This is a genomic window from uncultured Psychroserpens sp., assembly GCF_947503375.1.
Taxonomy (GTDB): Bacteria; Bacteroidota; Bacteroidia; order Flavobacteriales; family Flavobacteriaceae; genus Psychroserpens.
Genome location: NZ_CANNDQ010000008.1, coordinates 30,196 through 49,000 on the forward strand (window position 1 = coordinate 30,196; position 18,805 = coordinate 49,000).

Genomic DNA, 18,805 nt, shown 5'->3' on the forward strand with positions numbered 1-18,805 from the left:
GCTTGATTTTTTAATAAAAATCTAATAATTAGTTATGGTATTTAAACATCACTACACTTAATGGCGGAATGATAATTTCAGCAGAGAAGTCTCTAAATTGCCAAGGTTGTTCCTTAACACTTAAGGGCTTATTTACAAAATCGCCTGTCCCAAAATATTTTTTTGAATCGCTATTGAAGATTTGTTTTATTTTACCTGCTTTTGGTAGTCCTAATTTGTAATTTTCCTTGGGTATCGGAGTCATATTACAGATAACAATAATAGAGTCTTTCTTATCATGGCCATGACGCATGTATACAAACATTGAATTTTCAGCATCATTATAATCAATCCATTCAAAACCTTCACCTGAAAATTGCTTTTGGTACAAAGCTGGTTCTTTTTTATATAGTTTATTCAAGTCTTTTATTAGCTCTTGAATTCCTTTGTGTGGTTTAAAATCTAAAAGATGCCAATCGAGACTTTGCTGAAAATTCCATTCTTCACTTTGTGCAAATTCTGCACCTTGAAATAGTAAGTTAGTTCCTGGATGTGTGAACATGTAACTGTACAAAATTCTCAAATTTGCAAAGCGTTGCCATTCATCTCCTGGCATTCTTCCAAGAATTGATTTTTTACCATAAACTACTTCATCATGACTTAATGGCAACATAAAGTTTTCAGTAAAAGCATAGGTCATGCTAAACGTTAGGTCGTTTTGATGAAAACGTCTATAAATAGGTTCTTTTGCAAAATACTGAAGCGTATCATGCATCCAACCCATCATCCATTTCATTCCAAATCCTAACCCACCCATAAATGTCGGCTTTGATACCATTGGAAATGCAGTAGACTCTTCAGCAATGGTTTGCACATCTGGAAAACTTGAATAAACAGCTTCATTCATCTCACGCATAAATGCAATGGCTTCTAAATTTTCACGACCACCATACATATTTGGTTCCCACTGACCTTCTTCTCTTGAGTAATCTAAAAAAAGCATTGACGCTACAGCATCAACTCTTAAACCATCTGCATGATACTGGTCTAGCCAAAATATAGCATTACTTATTAGAAATGATTTTACTTCATTACGTCCGTAATTAAAAATTAAGCTCTTCCAATCGTTATGATATCCTTTTTTAGGATCTGGATGTTCGTACAAATGAGAACCGTCAAAGAAACCTAAACCATGCGCATCTTCAGGAAAATGTGACGGCACCCAATCTAAGATAATTCCAATATTATTTTGATGCAATTTATCGACTAACAGCTTAAATTCTTCAGGGTATCCAAAACGAGATGTTGGTGCAAAATACCCTGTTAATTGGTAACCCCAACTTGGGTCGTAAGGGTATTCCATTATTGGCATTAGCTCAACATGAGTGAAATTCATTTCCTTAACGTAATTCACTAAATCATCAGCAAGCTCGACATAGGATAGGAAACGGTTTTCTTCAATTTGTTTTTTCCAAGAACCTAAATGCACTTCATATACCGAAAAAGGAGCATCTAATGCATTATGCTTTTTACGCTTCTTCATCCACTTATCATCATTCCAATTATAGGTGTGATCCCAAACTATAGACGCTGTTTTCGGTGGATGTTCACAGCGTCTAGCATAAGGGTCTGCTTTTTCAGTTTTAATGTCATTATTATTACTTTGGATCTTATACTTATATACACTTCCTTTACCAGCACCTGGAATAAAACCTTCCCATATACCACTAGAATCCCAGCGTACATTTAAAGAATGTGTACCTTCTACCCAAAAATTAAAATCTCCAATTACCGAAACATGTTTTGCGCTTGGAGCCCAAACAGCAAAATAGGTGCCTTCTACTCCATTTAATGTCATGGTATGCGATCCAAATTTTTCATACAGTCGATAATGTTTGCCTGCTTTAAAAAGATCGATATCAAATTCTGTAAATAGACTGTGCGCTATTACTTCTGCCATAAGTTAATTATTAATGATATTAGAAATTCCTTTTAGAGGAATAACTGCCCAACGTGGGCGTGAATTAAGCTCGTAACCTAACTCGTAAACTGCTTTCTCTAACAGTGAATATTTTAATAAAAAAATGCGTTCTTGATGATATCCTATATTAATATTTGCATTTTGTATTTCAATAATATAAGTTCCTAAAAACACCCCTTTGAAGTATTGATATAGAATCTCGGCTGCTTCAAAGAGTTTGGTTTGTTCTTGCTTGTATAAATCGATATTATTAAAAATTGTCGCATATATCGCATAATGAAATGAACGAAACATACCAGCAACATCTTTTAGAGGAGGCTGTTTTACTTTTCGATCTCTAATGGTACTTTCTGGTTCTCCTTCAAAATCAAGAATATAAAAATCATCATCTTTAACTAGAACCTGACCCAAATGATAATCACCATGAACCCTAATACGTTCGCCTTTTAGTTTTGTCCAATCAAAATTCACAAATTGTTTACGGATTTCATTTTTCCGGTCTAAAAATTCATTGGCTAGATCTAAAGCTAACCCATCCAATTTATGCAAATTATTTTCAATGGAGTTCAATCTATTTTGAAATTGGTACAACAATCTATTTTTTAACCAAACGGTGTAGTCACCATTAAAATGAGTTGGTGTAAAGGACGTGTCTTCAAATTCACTGCCTAATGCTATGTGCATTTCGGCAGTACGTTTAGCAAGTATTTGAATTTTTAAAAACACATTAAGTCCTGCCCAATCTATAATTCTTGGAGGGACATCACCAATATCTAATCTACCATAATCTTCAGTTCTAGGTAGTGCGCTTATATCTATATTTTTATATTCAAGATTAGAGAATACTTTGTGCAGCTCTCTGAGCATATATTCCCAAGCATCACCATCATTATCTACCATTTCTTGCATCAAGCCTATAGTGATGTTCGTATTATCACTATCTTTAATTTGAATGCTACCAAGATATGCTGGTGTATTTTTAAAGTCTTTTTTTTCAGATAAAAAACGACTCATTTCATAATCTGGATTACGATCTGCATAAATGCGTCTGAAGAACTTCAGCACAAACTTTTCGTTGTATACAATTGAAGTGTTACTTTGCTCCAAACCCATGAATCGTGAAGATTCATACTGACAATTTTTAAATAGCTCACTTTTATGATAACGCACTCTTGTTTTGTCTTTAGGAAGTGCGTTTAAAATTCGTTCAAAAACGACCTTTCTAAATGCTTCTAAATGAATAGCGTCTATGATAAATCCTTTTTGGTTTTGAATACTAATAGGCAGAATTCGATTCTCTTTGGCAAAATTTTCATCTGAAACAAAAGCAATAGGTAAAAAGTAATGTTGGTAGAATGCTTCGTCAAAATTAATTTCTAAAATTAAGCCATAGTAAACTTCTTCATTCTGTTGAATTTTAAAATACTCAGCAAGCTCAATATATTTTAACTTGCTCGACTTGCCACCATACCAACGCTGTTTTTTAACGTAATCTTCTAAAACATCAGACAAAAACACCTTAACGAAATCTTTGTTATCTAGCAACTCTTCCCATCGGTCATTAAAATTAAATGGTGGCTGTAAACTTATGTTTTTAGTAGACTTTTTTGACATGCTTATTTGTTTATCTTAAAGATATGAAAAGGCAGTGTTGGATGCAACTCTACATAATTCCACTCTTGATCCCAATTATAACTACTTCCAGTTATTAAATCGTGCATATGTAGTGTATGTCCTGACGCTACTCCAATAGCATCTAAAGGCAATTGAACTGTACCTTGTTGTTTGTAATATTGATCTAAACTTATAACGATTAAAAGCTCATTGGTTTTTTCGGTATTCCATTTGTAGAATGCTAACAAATTATCGTTCTCTACGTAACAAAATTTAATATTATTGGTTTGTTGTAGAGCTTCGTTTTCATGTCTTAACTCATTGATCTTAGTAATTAATAACGTGAGTTTATTCTCTTTAAACCAGTCGTAATACTTTACTTCAAATTTTTCAGACATGTGATATTCTTCTTTACCAGGAATAGCTTCAGAGATCATTTGCTCGAAAACTGGTCCATAAATACCAATACTAGAACTTAATGTAGCCGCAAGTGCGTAACGTTGAAGGTACATAGACTCACTTGCTCCTTGCAAATGATAAGGATTGATATCTGGAGTATTTGGCCAAAAATTAGGCTGCATATATTCACGCTGATCCGTTTGTGTTAACTCATTGATATAATCAATAAACTCTTGTTTTGATGTGCGCCAAGTAAAATAAGTATACGATTGTGAGTAGCCTTGTTTTGCTAACTGCTGCATCACTTTAGGTCTAGTAAATGCTTCGGCTAAGAAAATAACATCTGGGTGCTTTTGCTTTACTTCAGAAATTAACCAGTTCCAAAAATAATAAGGTTTGGTATGTGGATTGTCAACTCTAAACACATTTATACCGCAATTAATCCAATATAACATGGTATCAAGACATTCCTGCCATAAGTTTTTATAGTCTTTACTTTCCCAATAAATTGGCAAAATATCTTGATATTTCTTTGGTGGGTTTTCAGCATATTGAACGGTACCATCAGGTCGCCATTTGAACCAATCTGGATGTGATGTTACCCATGGATGATCTGGTGCAGCTTGTAAAGCGTAGTCCATGGCCACTTCAATATTTATATCTTTCGCTTTTTGAATTAATGATTTGAAATCCTCAACAGTTCCAAGCTGTGGATGAATGGCTTTATGGCCACCATATTTAGAACCAATTCCCCAAGCAGACCCTACATCATCTTTATTAGCTTCAGTTGTATTGTTTTTACCCTTTCTATTAACTTCTCCAATAGGATGCACTGGCGGAAAATATAACGTGTCAAAACCCATTTGAGCTACTCTTGGTAACAACCGTTCACAGTCTTTAAATGTTCCATGCTGACCTTCTTTTTCAGATGCAGAACGTGGAAAAAACTCATACCAAGTACTAAATCTTGCTTTCTTACGGTCGACATAAACTTGCAACTCATGCGTTGAATTAGACAAGTGCTTTTCAGGGTACTTTGTAAAGATTGCATGTAATCTTTTACTCTTGGCTTCTAATTTAGCAATAGCATATTGTGTCTCATCCTCAAAAGCTTTAATACATTTTTCTAAATATGTTTTTTCTGCTTTATTCACCTTTTTTACTAAAGCTTGTAGATAGAGAATACCTTCTAAAAGCTCAGATTTCACTTGTTGTCCATCATCGATCTTACGTTCAATTCCATGTTGCCAATTGAGCGCATAATCAACCCATGCTTCTACTTTATAACTGTAAAATCCTTGTTTTTCTACTACAAAAGAAGTCCTCCATTCATCATTCTCAATTAATTGCATTCGTGTTTCGCTCCACACTCTGGACTTTTCATGCTTATACAATACTGAAGCTGCTATCACATCATGTCCATCAACTAAGACATGCGCATGTATATTTACTATTTCGTTAACAACTCGCTTGATAAAAAAATCACCTCCATTTATTTGTGGTGAAACATGATCAATTACAACACGCTTTTGGTTTAACATATTTGTTGGTTTTATAGTGTAAAAATATAAAATTAAGAGTCAGTATAGTTCAAAACCAGCGCTTTGAAGGTAACTACAACGTTTGATGTTAATAAGTATTTTTATCAAAAAACACATTGACCAAACTTTTATTTATTCTTAAATTTACTAGTAGTTGTAAAGAACTAAATATTACATCGACAAAATTTACCAAAAGAACAATTATGAAAAACTTATTTATACTATTCACATTTTTATTATTATTCAGCTGTAATGGTAATGCACAAAAGGATAAAACTGAAAAGCAAGAGCCATTTACAGTTACAAAAACTGATGCTGAATGGAAAGAGGAGCTTACCCCTCAACAATACTACGTATTAAGAGAGGCTGGTACCGAAAGGCCTTTTTCAAGTCCATTAAATAAAGAATATGGTGATGGTGTATTTCATTGTGCGGCTTGTAACACACCTTTATTTAAAAGCGAACACAAGTTTGACTCTGGTACTGGTTGGCCAAGTTTTGATAGAGAAATCGAAGGCAACGTAGCCTTTTCTACCGACTACAATTTAGGTTATGCAAGAACTGAAGAACACTGTGCCACATGTGGTGGCCATTTAGGCCACGTATTTAACGATGGTCCTAGAAAAACAACTGGAAAGCGCCATTGTATAAATGGCGTTGCTTTGAAGTTTGTTCCTAAAGAATAGATTAAAGAATTAGAATAGTGATATAACATCTAATTATAACTATCTATAGTTTTTAAACATTCGTATCACTATTTTTAATTTAATTTTTATTTATATGGAACATTCATATTTGCCAAGTGTCATTAAACAGTTTGAGTATTATAAAAGTCTTGGTGATAAAACATTTGCACAACTTACATTTGAAGAATTGCAAAAAGAATTCAAAGACAACTCAAACTCAATCGCAATTATTGTAAAACATATAGTTGGTAACATGCTAAGCCGATGGACTAATTTTCTAACTGAAGATGGTGAAAAAGATTGGAGACAACGTGATGATGAGTTTATTGATACCTTTCAAAACAGAAAGGATTTAATTACTGCTTGGGATAATGGTTGGGCATGCTTATTTAATGCAATAACACCTTTACAGAGTAAAGATTTAGAGCGTCTAGTTTACATAAGAAACCAAGGCCATACAGTTACTGAAGCCATTAACAGACAATTGGCTCATTATTCTTATCACATTGGTCAACTGGTGTTTTTAGGAAAACTTATTAAGCTAGATGGTTGGCAATCATTATCAATTCCAAAAGGAAAATCAGTATCCTATAACAAGGAAAAATTTAATCACGAAAAAGGACGCAGACATTTTACTGATGACCTTTAATATTACAATAAGGTTTTGTAACTTCGTATCCTCAAAATTTATACAAAAATAAACTCATGAGTAAATACGATGTCATAGTACTTGGAAGTGGTCCTGGAGGCTACGTAACTGCAATTAGAGCTTCGCAATTAGGCTTTAAAACTGCTATTGTAGAAAAAGAAAGCCTAGGAGGCGTATGCTTAAATTGGGGATGTATACCAACAAAAGCGTTACTTAAATCAGCTCAAGTTTTTGAGTATTTGAAACATGCTGAAGATTACGGACTAAATGTTAAAGATGCCTCGCATGATTTTGATGCAGTGGTAAAACGTAGTCGTGGTGTTGCAGATGGCATGAGTAAAGGGGTCCAGTTTTTAATGAAAAAAAACAAAATTGATGTTATTGAAGGTTTTGGAACACTAAAAACTGGAAAAAAGGTTGAAGTAGACGGTAAAGAATATAGTGCTGACCATATCATCATTGCAACTGGCGCACGTTCACGTGAATTACCAAGTTTACCTCAAGATGGTAAAAAAGTAATTGGTTATCGAGAAGCCATGACCTTAGCTAAGCAACCAAAGAAAATGATTGTAGTTGGCTCTGGAGCTATTGGTGTTGAGTTTGCTTATTTCTACAATTCTATGGGCACTGAAGTTACTATAGTTGAATATTTACCAAATATTGTTCCTGTAGAGGACGAAGATGTATCTAAGCAATTGGAACGATCGTTCAAGAAAAGTGGCATTAAAATTATGACTTCTTCTGAAGTGACTAAAGTTGATACCTCAGGAGAAGGTGTTAGAGCTACTGTAAAGACAAAGAAAGGAGAAGAAGTTCTTGAGGCCGATATAGTTTTATCTGCTGTGGGTATCAAATCAAACATAGAGAACATAGGCTTAGAAAATGTTGGTATAGCTGTAGACAGAGATAAAATATTAGTTAATGATTATTACCAAACAAACATACCTGGTTATTATGCAATTGGAGATGTTACTCCTGGTCAAGCCCTAGCTCATGTTGCTTCGGCAGAAGGTATATTATGTGTAGAAAAGATCGCAGGCCAGCATGTAGAAGCTTTAGATTATGGAAATATTCCTGGTTGTACTTATTGTTCTCCTGAAATTGCTTCTGTAGGTTTAACAGAAAAACAGGCCAAAGAACAAGGTCTCGATGTAAAGATTGGTAAATTTCCTTTTTCAGCATCAGGAAAAGCAAGTGCTGGAGGAAATAAAGATGGTTTTGTAAAAGTAATTTTTGATGCTAAGTATGGTGAGTGGTTGGGTTGCCATATGATAGGCGCTGGTGTAACAGATATGATTGCTGAAGCTGTTTTAGGAAGAAAGCTAGAAACTACTGGTCATGAGGTTTTAAAAGCAGTACATCCACACCCAACAATGAGTGAAGCAGTAATGGAAGCGGTTGCCGACGCTTACGATGAAGTTATCCATCTATAGCAACAAATAAACTAATTTTAATTTTTGAAGAATGCGATTCAATACGAATCGCATTTTTTATAGCCTTATACCCACTCCAAAAAACAACCCATTAGGTGCAATTTCCTCAAAGCCAATCGTATATTTTGTATGGATATCTATTGCATCTGTAATATTGTATGCAGCACATACATCAGCTCTTACCTTAAATTTGTTATTAAAAAAATCAAAGAAATAGTTTAAGCTAGGTCCAACCATCACATTAAAATTATTTGCAACTTCGTATTTAACGTAAATTGGTGCATTAATAAATTTAAAATCATTCAGACCAATATATAATACTTCTGGTTGGATTGCTAAAACATCTTCAATATCAAACACAGCAAAAACACCTCCATAATAACCAGCTTCTGTTTCGGTATTGGGGCCAAAATTAGATTCTACAACCTTGAAAAAAGTTAAATTTAAACCACCTTTAATTCCGAAATCGACATCATTTTGTGCAACGAGTCCAAAATTAAAAAACAGGCTGAACAAAAGTGTGAATGCAAAGTGTTTCATATAATATCATTAGGTTTTTGAGTTATACAAATTTCAATCTAAAAAACTAAGAATGGCTAACTCATAACTCTGCAAGCCAAATCCTAAAATTACGCCTTTTGAATTTGGTGAAATATATGATTTATGCCTAAATTCTTCTCTGTTAAATGTATTAGAAATATGTACTTCAATAACAGGAGTTTCAATAGCTTTCACAACATCACCTATACCAACTGAGGTATGCGTATATGCTGCTGCATTAAGTATGATCCCATCATAATCAAAGCCTACCTCTTGTATTTTATCAATTAACTCACCTTCTATATTAGACTGATAATGTTCTAACGAAATGTTTGGATACTTATTGACTATGGTGTCAAAAAATTCTGTAAACGATAAATTACCATAAATATTAGTTTCGCGTTTACCCAAAAGATTTAGATTGGGTCCGTTGATTATGATGAGTTTCTTCATAAAGTAAAGGTATTAAAAATTAGGCATAAAAAAACCGAAGCTAATAGCTTCGGTTTTTTTATAATTATCTTGTGAAGATTACAATACCAATTAGTTGAACTTATAAGTCACACCAAAGTTAACATCAGATAAGTTTAAGCCAATATTGAATGTGTTTAAAGACTCAGCTCCATCAACATCTAATTTACTACTTGTATAACTAATAGCTCCAACAGAAGCTCTTAAAGCGATGCAATTAGATACAAAATAGTTTAAACCTGGTGCTACAACAAAACCAAAAGTATCTGTACTTAATTCAGCAGAATCTTCAACATCAACCTCAGTTTTAGTATTAGTGTAAGCTACTCCAGCACCAACAGTAAAAGAAAATTGTTTAGCTGGTGTAAAGAAATATGTAGCACCAACACCACCACCAAAAGTAGAATTATCAACAGAGAACGTTTCACCTTCTAAGTCAATAGAACTTTCTCCAAAACCTAAGATAACAGTTCCTTCAAGAGCAATGTACTCAGAGATAAAGAAACCTACAGCTGGAGAAAATGTAAAGTTATCAGTTTTGATATCTCCAAATTTTGCATTAGTGTATCCAACAGTACCCGTTGCATAGACATCTCCCTTTGCGAAACCACCGGTTGTGTTTTCATCTTGTGCATTAACAGTTGTTAATCCGAATACTGCAACAGCAGCAATAAGTAATAATTTTTTCATAATAGATTAAGTTTAAAATTGATTAAATTGGCGGCAAATATATGTGAAGGAATAGTCTTAAACAAGAAAAAACGCATAAATAAATGCGTTTTAACGATAAAAATCTACATTTCAACGAATTAAAATATAGTGTATAAAAAAAGCAGTTATAAATAACTGCTTTTTTTATTATGTTAAATAGATACTAAAATTTATATCCAACACTTAGGTTAAGTGTATTAATTTTCACAGAGCCGTCACCATCACCTGTAAAGTGGTCATTAAGTTGAAAACCGTAACGCGCTTGAACAAAAATATCTTCTGTAATATCGTAACCAGCACCTACTGCAAGTCTTAAATTAAGTTTGGTAAAATCGTCACCTAATAAATCATCTAATGCATCAATATCATCGCCTCCAGCAAAGCCTACTTGAGGACCTAACTGTATATTAAACTCTTCAGATACATGATACTTAGCCATTGCATTCACATTTAACAATGAAATATCACCAGCCATTTCATAAGTTAATTCTGGTTGTACAGAGAAGCTTTCGGAAATTCCAATATCAGCGAAGGCTCCAATATGAAAACCCGTTTCAGAATCTGTGTCAACACCATCTACATCTGGAGTCAAAATAGATAATCCAGCTAAAGCTCCAAACGTTGTTTCTTGGGCATTAACATTTGTTAAACCAAAAACTGCAATAGCAGCTAATAACATTAATTTTTTCATAATTTATAAGTTTTTAAAATTGATTAATACAAACTAAACACTTTTTTTTCAATTAATTAGCACAAATTAAGGAGTTATTAACAATTTTGTAAACAATTAAAATTAAAATATTGATTATCAGTATTTTAATTTTAATATTATTAACAATTTTTAAGAAAAATACGACAAATTACGTAGTTTAATCTAGTTATATGTACTTAAAAACTATTACTTTTATCTAGTTTAAGTCATAATACTAGTACACAAATTATAATGAAATGGCAAAATGCAATACAAGACTATAAACACTATCTCAAGATAGAACGAGGGCTTTCTAAGAACTCAATAGATAATTATGTGTTCGATATTTTAAAACTAGTTACTTTTTTAGAAGACAACAGCATTAACTCCTCTCCTATTGTTATTGATCATGAAACAGTTCAATCCTTTATATATACTGTATCAAAATCTTTAAATGCCAGATCTCAATCAAGACTCATTTCTGGATTGCGAAGTTTCTTTTCTTATCTCGTTTTTGAAGATTACAGGAAAACTAATCCATTAGATCGTATTGAGTCTCCAAAAATAGGACGTAAACTTCCAGACACATTAAGTACTCAGGAAATAGATGCACTAATAAATGCTATAGATTTAACAAAAGTATATAATGGCATCTCTATTGGAGAACGTAACAGAGCTATTTTAGAAACATTATATAGTTGTGGATTGCGCGTTAGTGAACTTATCAACTTAAGGGTCTCAGATCTCTTTTTTGAAGAAGGTTTCATTAAAGTTACAGGCAAGGGTGATAAACAACGCTTTGTACCTATTGGAGCTAACACGCAAAAATATATCAATATCTGGAAAGTAGAACGCGCAAAAATTAGTATCAATGAAGAATCTAAGGATACCCTTTTTTTAAACCACAGAGGTTCACAGTTAACTAGAGCAATGATTTTTACCATTATAAAGGATTTGGCTAAATTGATTAACCTTAATAAATCCATTTCTCCGCATACCTTCAGGCATTCTTTTGCTTCACACTTATTAGAGAATGGTGCAGACTTAAGAGCTATTCAACTCATGCTTGGGCATGAAAGTATTACCACCACTGAAATCTATGTGCATGTGGATCGCTCGCATTTAAAAAATGTATTAATGCAATTTCATCCAAGAAATTGATTATACCAAATAAAGAAAATAAAAAACACTTCTAATTATAGAAGTGCTTTTTTATTGCAATTGAATTGGTCTTCTATTACTTAGCTATATTTACAGCTCTAGTTTCTCTTATGACTGTTACTTTAACTTGGCCTGGATAAGTCATATCGGTTTGTATTTTTTGTGAAATTTCAAACGATAAATTAGCCGCTTGCTCATCTGTTACTTTTTCGCTTTCAACTATAACACGTAATTCACGACCAGCTTGAATAGCATAAGCTTTATTTACGCCTGTAAAGCCAAATGCGACATCTTCAAGGTCTTTAAGACGCTGTATATATGAGTCTAGTACTTGTCGTCTTGCTCCAGGACGTGCTCCAGAAATAGCATCACATACTTGAATAATTGGAGACAGTAATGTTGTCATTTCAATTTCATCGTGATGCGCTCCAATGGCATTACATACTTCTGGCTTTTCTCCATGTTTTTCAGCCCATTGCATTCCAAGGATAGCGTGAGGCGTTTCCATATCTGCTTCTGAAGATGGTACCTTTCCTATATCGTGCAGTAATCCAGCACGCTTAGCAAGCTTTGGGTTTAGACCTAGTTCTGCAGCCATAACACCACATAGTTTGGCAACTTCTCGTGAGTGCTGCAATAGATTTTGACCATATGAAGAACGATATTTCATACGACCAACAAGTTTGATCAATTCTGGATGTAATCCGTGTATTCCAAGATCAATAACAGTACGTTTTCCAACTTCAATAATCTCTTGTTCTATTTGTTTTTCGGTTTTCTTGACAATCTCTTCAATTCGTGCTGGATGAATTCTACCATCAGTAACAAGTTTGTGTAAAGACAATCGAGCAATTTCTCTTCTTACAGAGTCAAAGCACGATAATATAATTGCTTCTGGTGTGTCGTCAACAATAATCTCTACACCAGTTGCAGCTTCTATGGCTCTAATGTTTCTTCCCTCACGACCAATAATTCTTCCTTTTACATCATCAGATTCAATGTTGAATACAGACACACAATTATCTATAGCTTCCTCAGTTCCTATACGTTGAATAGAATTAATAATAATTTTCTTTGCTTCTTGTTGAGCCGTTAATTTAGCTTCTTCTAAGGTGTTTTGAAGATAGCTCATAGCGTCAGTCTTAGCCTCACTTTTAAGTGATTCAACCAATTGTGCTTTGGCATCTTCAGCAGATAAGCCAGAAATCACTTCTAATTGTTTGATTTGACTCTTATGTGCCTTTTCTACCTCGTCTTTCTTCTTTTCTAAAAATTCAAGTCTAAAATTGTAATCTTTAATTTTATCTTCAAGACTTTGATTTGTTTTTTTGCTTTTAGCCAACTCACTTGATACCTGAGATTCTTTATCCCTCGTTCTTTTTTCAGCTTCAGCCATTTTTTTATCTCGAGATAAAATCACCTTTTCGTGTTCTGCCTTTAGTTCAATGAACTTTTCTTTAGCTTGAAGAATTTTATCTTTCTTAATTGATTCGCCATCATTTTTGGCCTGCTTTATAATAGAGTTTGCTTCATTTTTAGCATCTTTAATAAGCTTTGACGCATTGCTTTTCTCTAAGGATTTAGCAATGAAATATCCTAGTATTATTCCCAATACTAAGCCTCCAACAATTAATAAAATTGTATTTAGTTCCATGTTTAGTTAGTTTTTATATATAAAAAAAGCCTACATCAGTTTCGAATTTTGTATAAACTCCTTAAAAACAAGTTTAGGGCTAACAAGCTGATCAAAAATCTGCTCAAAGGCAGCTCGATTTTACAGCTTAAACTCACCCTTTTTAAAGAATTAACGTTGAGTTTATCAAAAAAAATAACTAATGTAGGCAGTAACCTATTATTTTATTTAAAAGAACGTTATGCGCTTAAGTGTTCATGTAGCAGCTGATTTAAAGCATCTAGCTTATTTTCTACTTCTTCACTTACTTCGGCTTTATCTATTTTTTTCTGTTCTACTTGAGATGCAAATTGTAAGGCACACATTGCCAACACATCTTGCTTATCTCTAACAGAATAATTCTGTTCAAACTGGCTTATCATGGCTTCAATCTTTTTAGCTGCCTTACGCAATCCTTCTTCTTGGCTTGGTGCAATGGTTAAAGGATACACACGGTTAGCTATAGATAGCTTTATTTTGAGCTGTTCTGCCATTAATGTCTTTTTACACTATTCTGATAATTGCGCTATACAATGATCAATATCTCTAATAAGTGTATTTATTTTAAGCTTAGTTTCTCTATTATTATCGTCACTGCCCAATAGTGAATTTGCCATTTTGAGTGCTTCATATTTATCAGCCCAAGAACTAATTTCTTCTTGTTGCTGTATGTTTTTTTGCTGTTGGATTGCTAATTGTTCTGAAATTTTAGCATTGGTTTGTTTTAAAACCTCTAGTTTGTGTAAAACTTTGCTAATTTTATTCTCTAACGAATCAACAATATCCTCAATTTTACTCATTTACAAAATTCAATACTGATGTAACAAAGTTAACATACCTAATCAAAAATCACAATAGTTTTGATATAAATTTTGAAAATTAGAACCTATCGTCAGTCATAATGCACTTTACCAACTACTTAAATCTTTAATTTACTATTTCCTATAAGCTTATCTTTCTTATTTTTGAATTTTTGAGACCAAAATTAATCCCTCTAAATCTTATGTAGAATATTTTCTATATTTAAAATAAATTAATATTTTTACGTTATAGAAATTCTGTACAGATGTAAATGAACATGAAATATATATTTTTAATCCTGTTTTTCCCTTTGTGTATTTATGCGCAAACACCTTACCCTCAAGATTACTTTAGAAGTCCATTAGATATTACTCTTATCCTCTCTGGCACTTTTGCCGAATTAAGATCAAATCATTTTCATTCTGGATTAGACATTAAAACACAACAACGTACAGGCTTGAAAGTCTATACAGCAGCTGAGGGTTATGTGAGCAGGATTAAAATCTCTCATTATGGTTACGGTAAAGCACTTTACATCACTCATCCAAATGGTTATGTAAGTGTATATGCACATTTGAAAAAGTTTTCTCCCAAGATTGAACGCTATATCAAAGACTGTCAATATCAAAAAGAAAGCTATGAAGTTGAGGTGTTTCCAGCTCCAGAAGAATTGCCGATTATTAGTGATGAGGTTGTAGGTTTTTCAGGAAATTCTGGTAGTTCAGGCGGTCCACATTTACACTTTGAAATAAGAGATAATGCCGAACGCCCAATAAATCCTATGCTATTTGGCATAGAAATTAAAGACTCTAAACAACCAATGGTAACTGGCATATATGCTTATCCAAAAGACAGAAAGTCTCATGTTAACAACGTTAAGACTAGAAAAGAATTAAGGTTAATACCAAACAAGAATGGCGACTATTTTGTTGAACCTATCGAAGCCTTAGGAGATATTGGATTTGGTATTGTAAGTTACGATCAACAAGATTTGGCTTATAACAAAAATGGGGTAAGCAATATCCAAACCTTTTTTAATGGCAATAAGAATTTTGAAATGGATTTCAAGCGGTTCAGTTTTGATGAAACTAAACACTTGAATCGCTATATCGATTTTGAAATATATAAAACCAACAAATCACGTATACAAAAATTATTCGTTCAGCCTGGTAACACACTCAGTATGTTAAAAGATGTTTCTGATAACGGTTATATAAAAGTTGAAGATAGTACAGCTTCTGTTTATAAAATAAGGATTCAAGATTTCAAAGGAAATGAGTCTTGGGTTAGCATTCCCATTACTGGAAAAAAAGCTAAAGAAGTACTAGAAAACTATGAAGTTTTACCTGCTTATTATGTACAGTCAAATGAACCACTAAGACTTGAAGACAACAATGTTTCTGTTTTTTTTCCTGAAGATACTTTTTATGACGATTTTCATATCGATTTTTCTGTTAGAAGTGATACACTTAAACTTCATAGAGATATTATTCCCCTAATGAAAAACTACACTATTAACTACAACATTGAAAATTACTCTGAAGAAGATAAAAGCAAGCTTTTTATCGCCAAACTCTATGGGTATTATCAACGTCCAGGCTACATCAAAACTACGAGACAGGGCAATTTTCTAACAGCTAGAACCAAGTCACTTGGCACATTTACTTTAGCAACAGATACAATTAATCCTATCATTAAGCCGTTAAATTTTCAAGACGGGAAATGGATGAGTAAATCCAAAACCTTGAAGGTTAAGATTGAAGATGATCTTTCTGGTATCGGAAATTACAGAGCTACAATAAATGGGAAATGGATTTTAATGGAGTATGATTACAAAAAAGACACCTTAACCTACGACTTTGATGATGATGTAATTTCAGATACTGAAAATAATTTGAAAGTAATTGTTATAGATAATATTGGAAATAGTTCTACATTTGAAGCAACGTTTTTTAGAAAATAAAAAAGAAGACTTTTGAAAATTCAGATTCAACTCCTATTTCTATTCCTATTATTACCGTTTATTGGTATTTCACAAACTGCAACTGTTAAAGGTGTTATTCTTGATGAAAACAACTTACCGGTTTATAATGTAAGCATCAAAGCTGGTGATAGTGGAACCACTTCTAACGAAAATGGGTTCTACGAAATTAAAATTCCAGCAAATACAGATGTTACCATTGTTTTAACTCACCTATCTCATAAACGTATTGAAGCCACATTCAACTTAAAAAATGGAGAAGAAATTGAGTTCAATCCTATTATGAAAGTAGAGATCGAACAAATTGCTACCGTTATCATCAACAGCAATACAAAACAATCTGTAGAAGGTATTGTCTCAATTCCTCCTGCAGTTTTAAGAACAATTAAAGGTGCGCAACCTGGCGTTGAAAACATCTTAAAAACCTTACCTGGTGTTAATATATCGAACGAGTTAAGTACGCAATACTCTGTTCGTGGTGGTAATTTTGACGAAAATTTGGTTTACGTCAATGAAATTGAAGTGTACAGACCATTCCTAATCCGATCAGGCCAGCAAGAAGGGTTAAGTTTCGTGAATACAGATTTAGTTCAAAATGTTGATTTTTCAGCAGGTGGATTTCAAGCAAAATTTGGAGATAAGTTATCATCAGTATTAGATATTACTTATAGAAACCCCATAGATTTTGGTGTACGTGCAGAAGCTAGCTTACTAGGTGGAAGTGTTGCCGTAGAAACCGTAAGTAAAGACTCTAAATTTTCAGGCATAATGGGTCTACGCTACAGAGACAATAGCCTTTTTATTAATTCTCTGGAGACTGAAACTAATGTTGTTCCCGTTTTTGCTGATGCTCAAACCTATTTGACATATAAGTTTTCAGATAAATTTCATTTGAATTTCTTAGGAAATATATCACTCAATAAATATGATTTCGAGCCTCAAAATAGACAAACCAATTTTGGAACATTAGATGAGCCTGTTGCACTTTTAGTATTTTATGATGGGCAAGAAAAAGACCAATATTTTACTTCCTTTGGTGCGTTTAAAGCTAATTATTTTGCTTCAGATGATCTAACATTAAAGCTTATCGCTTCAGCCTATCATACAACAGAAGAAGAGTATTTTGATATTTTGGCACAATATAGATTAGGTGAGGTTAATAGTAATATTGGTGATGAAAACTTAGGAGAAGTTGAGTTTAGTGAAGGCATCGGTTCGCAGCTCACACATGCCAGGAACGATCTTGATGCTTTAATCTTTAATATAGAGCACAGAGGCGATTATAAAATTGATGAAGAAAGTACGATAGAGTGGTCTGTAAAATATACGCATGAAGACATTAGAGATCGTTTGGTTGAATGGGAAGTTATAGATAGTGCTGGATTTTCAGTTCGTCCTCCAATCTTCGATACACCAAACAATCAGCCTTATGAGCCCTTTGAAGGTCCATTGGTCGCTTTTGAAAATGTTAGAGCTACCAACGAAGTACAAATCGATAGATTGCAAGCTTATGCGCAATGGAGCAAACGATCAACAATTGGCAACCATGACGTGTTTTACAATGCAGGTGTAAGAATTCATAATTGGACTGTAAATAGTGAAGTGCCAAATCAGAATGGAGTAACCAACGCAACACAAACTGTTTTTAGCCCAAGAGCACAATTTGCTATAAAACCAGACTGGGAGAAAGATATGCTCTTTAGAATTGCTGGAGGCTTATATTATCAACCACCTTTTTATAGAGAGCTAAGAGATTCTTCTGGTGTTGTACAACCAGATGTAAAAGCTCAAAAGTCGTTTCATATTGTAATTGGTAATGAGTATAGTTTTGAAATGTGGAAACGACCATTTAAGTTAGTTACTGAAGCTTATTATAAGAATTTAACCGACGTTAACCCATATACTTTAGAAAATGTACGTATTAGATACAGAGCGCGCAACAACGCAACAGCTTATGCATATGGGTTAGATTTACGACTTAACGGAGCGTTTATTCCTGGTACAGAAAGCTGGTTTAGTTTTGGTTATTTGAAAACTGAAGAAAACATTGATGATAGAGGTTTTATCGCTAGACCTACAGATCAGCGACTGAAGTTTGGTGCATTATTTCAGGATTACATGCGTGCCATACCAGACTTGAAAATGTACTTGAATTTAGTTTATAATACAGGTGTACCTGGTGGCTCGCCTAGTTATGCAGATCCTTATGACTTTCAAAATAGATTACCTGATTATAAGCGCGCAGATGTAGGTATTTCTTATATCCTAGTTAATCCAGAGAAGACCTATAACTCTACTTGGAAGCGTCATTTTAAAGAATTAAGCATTGGTTTTGAGATATTCAATATATTTGATGCTCAGAACTCTATAACCAATACTTGGGTAAGAGATGTATATAGTAAACGACAATTTGCTATCCCAAACTTTTTGACACCTCGTGTATTCAATGTAAGGTTAAGTACAAGGTTTTAATACGCTTTATCATATCGTAACGC

16 protein-coding genes and 1 other RNA gene are annotated in these 18,805 nt (G+C 33.4%); 6 read left to right on the plus strand and 11 right to left on the minus strand.

What is annotated here, in order from left to right:
- Positions 1 to 28: 28 nt before the first annotated feature.
- Genes glgB through Q0876_RS13500 form a run of 3 tightly spaced genes read right to left on the minus strand, consistent with a single transcriptional unit; the run spans position 29 to position 5,514 of the window.
- Positions 29 to 1,939, minus strand: a complete 1,911-nt coding sequence (glgB, locus tag Q0876_RS13490) for a 1,4-alpha-glucan branching protein GlgB (protein WP_299228747.1) — start codon at positions 1,937 to 1,939, stop codon at positions 29 to 31.
- A 3-nt stretch (positions 1,940 to 1,942) separates the two neighbouring features.
- Positions 1,943 to 3,574 (minus strand): trehalose synthase, encoded by a 1,632-nt coding sequence (locus Q0876_RS13495; RefSeq protein WP_299228748.1) that lies wholly within the window; start codon positions 3,572 to 3,574, stop codon positions 1,943 to 1,945.
- Positions 3,575 to 3,576: 2 nt separating this feature from the next.
- Complete coding sequence (locus Q0876_RS13500; protein WP_299228749.1) at positions 3,577 to 5,514, minus strand: alpha-1,4-glucan--maltose-1-phosphate maltosyltransferase; 1,938 nt, start codon at positions 5,512 to 5,514, stop codon at positions 3,577 to 3,579.
- A gap of 203 nt (positions 5,515 to 5,717) precedes the next feature.
- On the opposite strand from Q0876_RS13500, the gene msrB reads away from it, so the two are divergent.
- The 3 genes from msrB to lpdA all read left to right on the plus strand — a co-directional run bounded on the left by msrB (position 5,718) and on the right by lpdA (position 8,282).
- Positions 5,718 to 6,200, plus strand: a complete 483-nt coding sequence (msrB, locus tag Q0876_RS13505; protein ID WP_299228750.1) for a peptide-methionine (R)-S-oxide reductase MsrB — start codon at positions 5,718 to 5,720, stop codon at positions 6,198 to 6,200.
- Between the two features lie 94 nt (positions 6,201 to 6,294).
- The gene (locus Q0876_RS13510; protein ID WP_299228751.1) at positions 6,295 to 6,849 is read left to right on the plus strand and encodes a DUF1572 family protein; all 555 of its coding nucleotides are present in this window, start codon (positions 6,295 to 6,297) and stop codon (positions 6,847 to 6,849) included.
- Positions 6,850 to 6,905: 56 nt separating this feature from the next.
- Positions 6,906 to 8,282, plus strand: a complete 1,377-nt coding sequence (lpdA, locus tag Q0876_RS13515; protein ID WP_299228752.1) for a dihydrolipoyl dehydrogenase — start codon at positions 6,906 to 6,908, stop codon at positions 8,280 to 8,282.
- Between the two features lie 57 nt (positions 8,283 to 8,339).
- On the opposite strand, the gene Q0876_RS13520 is transcribed toward lpdA, so the two are convergent.
- From Q0876_RS13520 to Q0876_RS13535, 4 genes are all read right to left on the minus strand, one after another.
- Positions 8,340 to 8,822: a hypothetical protein gene (locus Q0876_RS13520; RefSeq protein ID WP_299228753.1), complete on the minus strand. Its 483-nt coding sequence runs from the start codon at positions 8,820 to 8,822 to the stop codon at positions 8,340 to 8,342.
- A gap of 33 nt (positions 8,823 to 8,855) precedes the next feature.
- Positions 8,856 to 9,275, minus strand: a complete 420-nt coding sequence (gene aroQ, locus Q0876_RS13525) for a type II 3-dehydroquinate dehydratase (protein ID WP_299228754.1) — start codon at positions 9,273 to 9,275, stop codon at positions 8,856 to 8,858.
- 90 nt (positions 9,276 to 9,365) lie between these two features.
- The gene (locus Q0876_RS13530) at positions 9,366 to 9,983 is read right to left on the minus strand and encodes an outer membrane beta-barrel protein (protein ID WP_299228755.1); all 618 of its coding nucleotides are present in this window, start codon (positions 9,981 to 9,983) and stop codon (positions 9,366 to 9,368) included.
- A 184-nt stretch (positions 9,984 to 10,167) separates the two neighbouring features.
- Positions 10,168 to 10,695 carry a porin family protein gene (locus Q0876_RS13535; protein ID WP_299228756.1) on the minus strand — a complete coding sequence of 176 codons (528 nt, stop codon included), beginning with the start codon at positions 10,693 to 10,695 and terminating at the stop codon, positions 10,168 to 10,170.
- A gap of 252 nt (positions 10,696 to 10,947) precedes the next feature.
- On the opposite strand from Q0876_RS13535, the gene xerA reads away from it, so the two are divergent.
- Complete coding sequence (xerA, locus tag Q0876_RS13540; RefSeq protein ID WP_299228757.1) at positions 10,948 to 11,856, plus strand: site-specific tyrosine recombinase/integron integrase; 909 nt, start codon at positions 10,948 to 10,950, stop codon at positions 11,854 to 11,856.
- A 76-nt stretch (positions 11,857 to 11,932) separates the two neighbouring features.
- Here xerA and rny read toward each other — a convergent pair whose 3' ends face one another.
- From rny to Q0876_RS13560, 4 genes are all read right to left on the minus strand, one after another.
- A complete protein-coding gene (rny, locus tag Q0876_RS13545; protein WP_299228758.1) occupies positions 11,933 to 13,510 on the minus strand; it encodes a ribonuclease Y in 1,578 nt (525 codons plus the stop codon).
- A 54-nt stretch (positions 13,511 to 13,564) separates the two neighbouring features.
- A non-coding RNA gene (gene ssrS / locus Q0876_RS13550) (6S RNA) lies at positions 13,565 to 13,672 on the minus strand.
- 56 nt (positions 13,673 to 13,728) lie between these two features.
- A complete protein-coding gene (locus Q0876_RS13555) occupies positions 13,729 to 14,022 on the minus strand; it encodes a cell division protein ZapA (RefSeq protein WP_299228759.1) in 294 nt (97 codons plus the stop codon).
- Positions 14,023 to 14,037: 15 nt separating this feature from the next.
- A complete protein-coding gene (locus tag Q0876_RS13560) occupies positions 14,038 to 14,328 on the minus strand; it encodes a hypothetical protein (protein WP_299228760.1) in 291 nt (96 codons plus the stop codon).
- 278 nt (positions 14,329 to 14,606) lie between these two features.
- Here Q0876_RS13560 and Q0876_RS13565 point away from each other — a divergent pair, with 278 nt between their 5' ends.
- Positions 14,607 to 16,292, plus strand: a complete 1,686-nt coding sequence (locus Q0876_RS13565) for a M23 family metallopeptidase (RefSeq protein ID WP_299228761.1) — start codon at positions 14,607 to 14,609, stop codon at positions 16,290 to 16,292.
- Positions 16,293 to 16,304: 12 nt separating this feature from the next.
- Entirely contained in the window at positions 16,305 to 18,782 is a 2,478-nt protein-coding gene (locus tag Q0876_RS13570; RefSeq protein WP_299228762.1) for a carboxypeptidase-like regulatory domain-containing protein, read from the plus strand.
- Positions 18,783 to 18,805 lie beyond the last annotated feature (23 nt).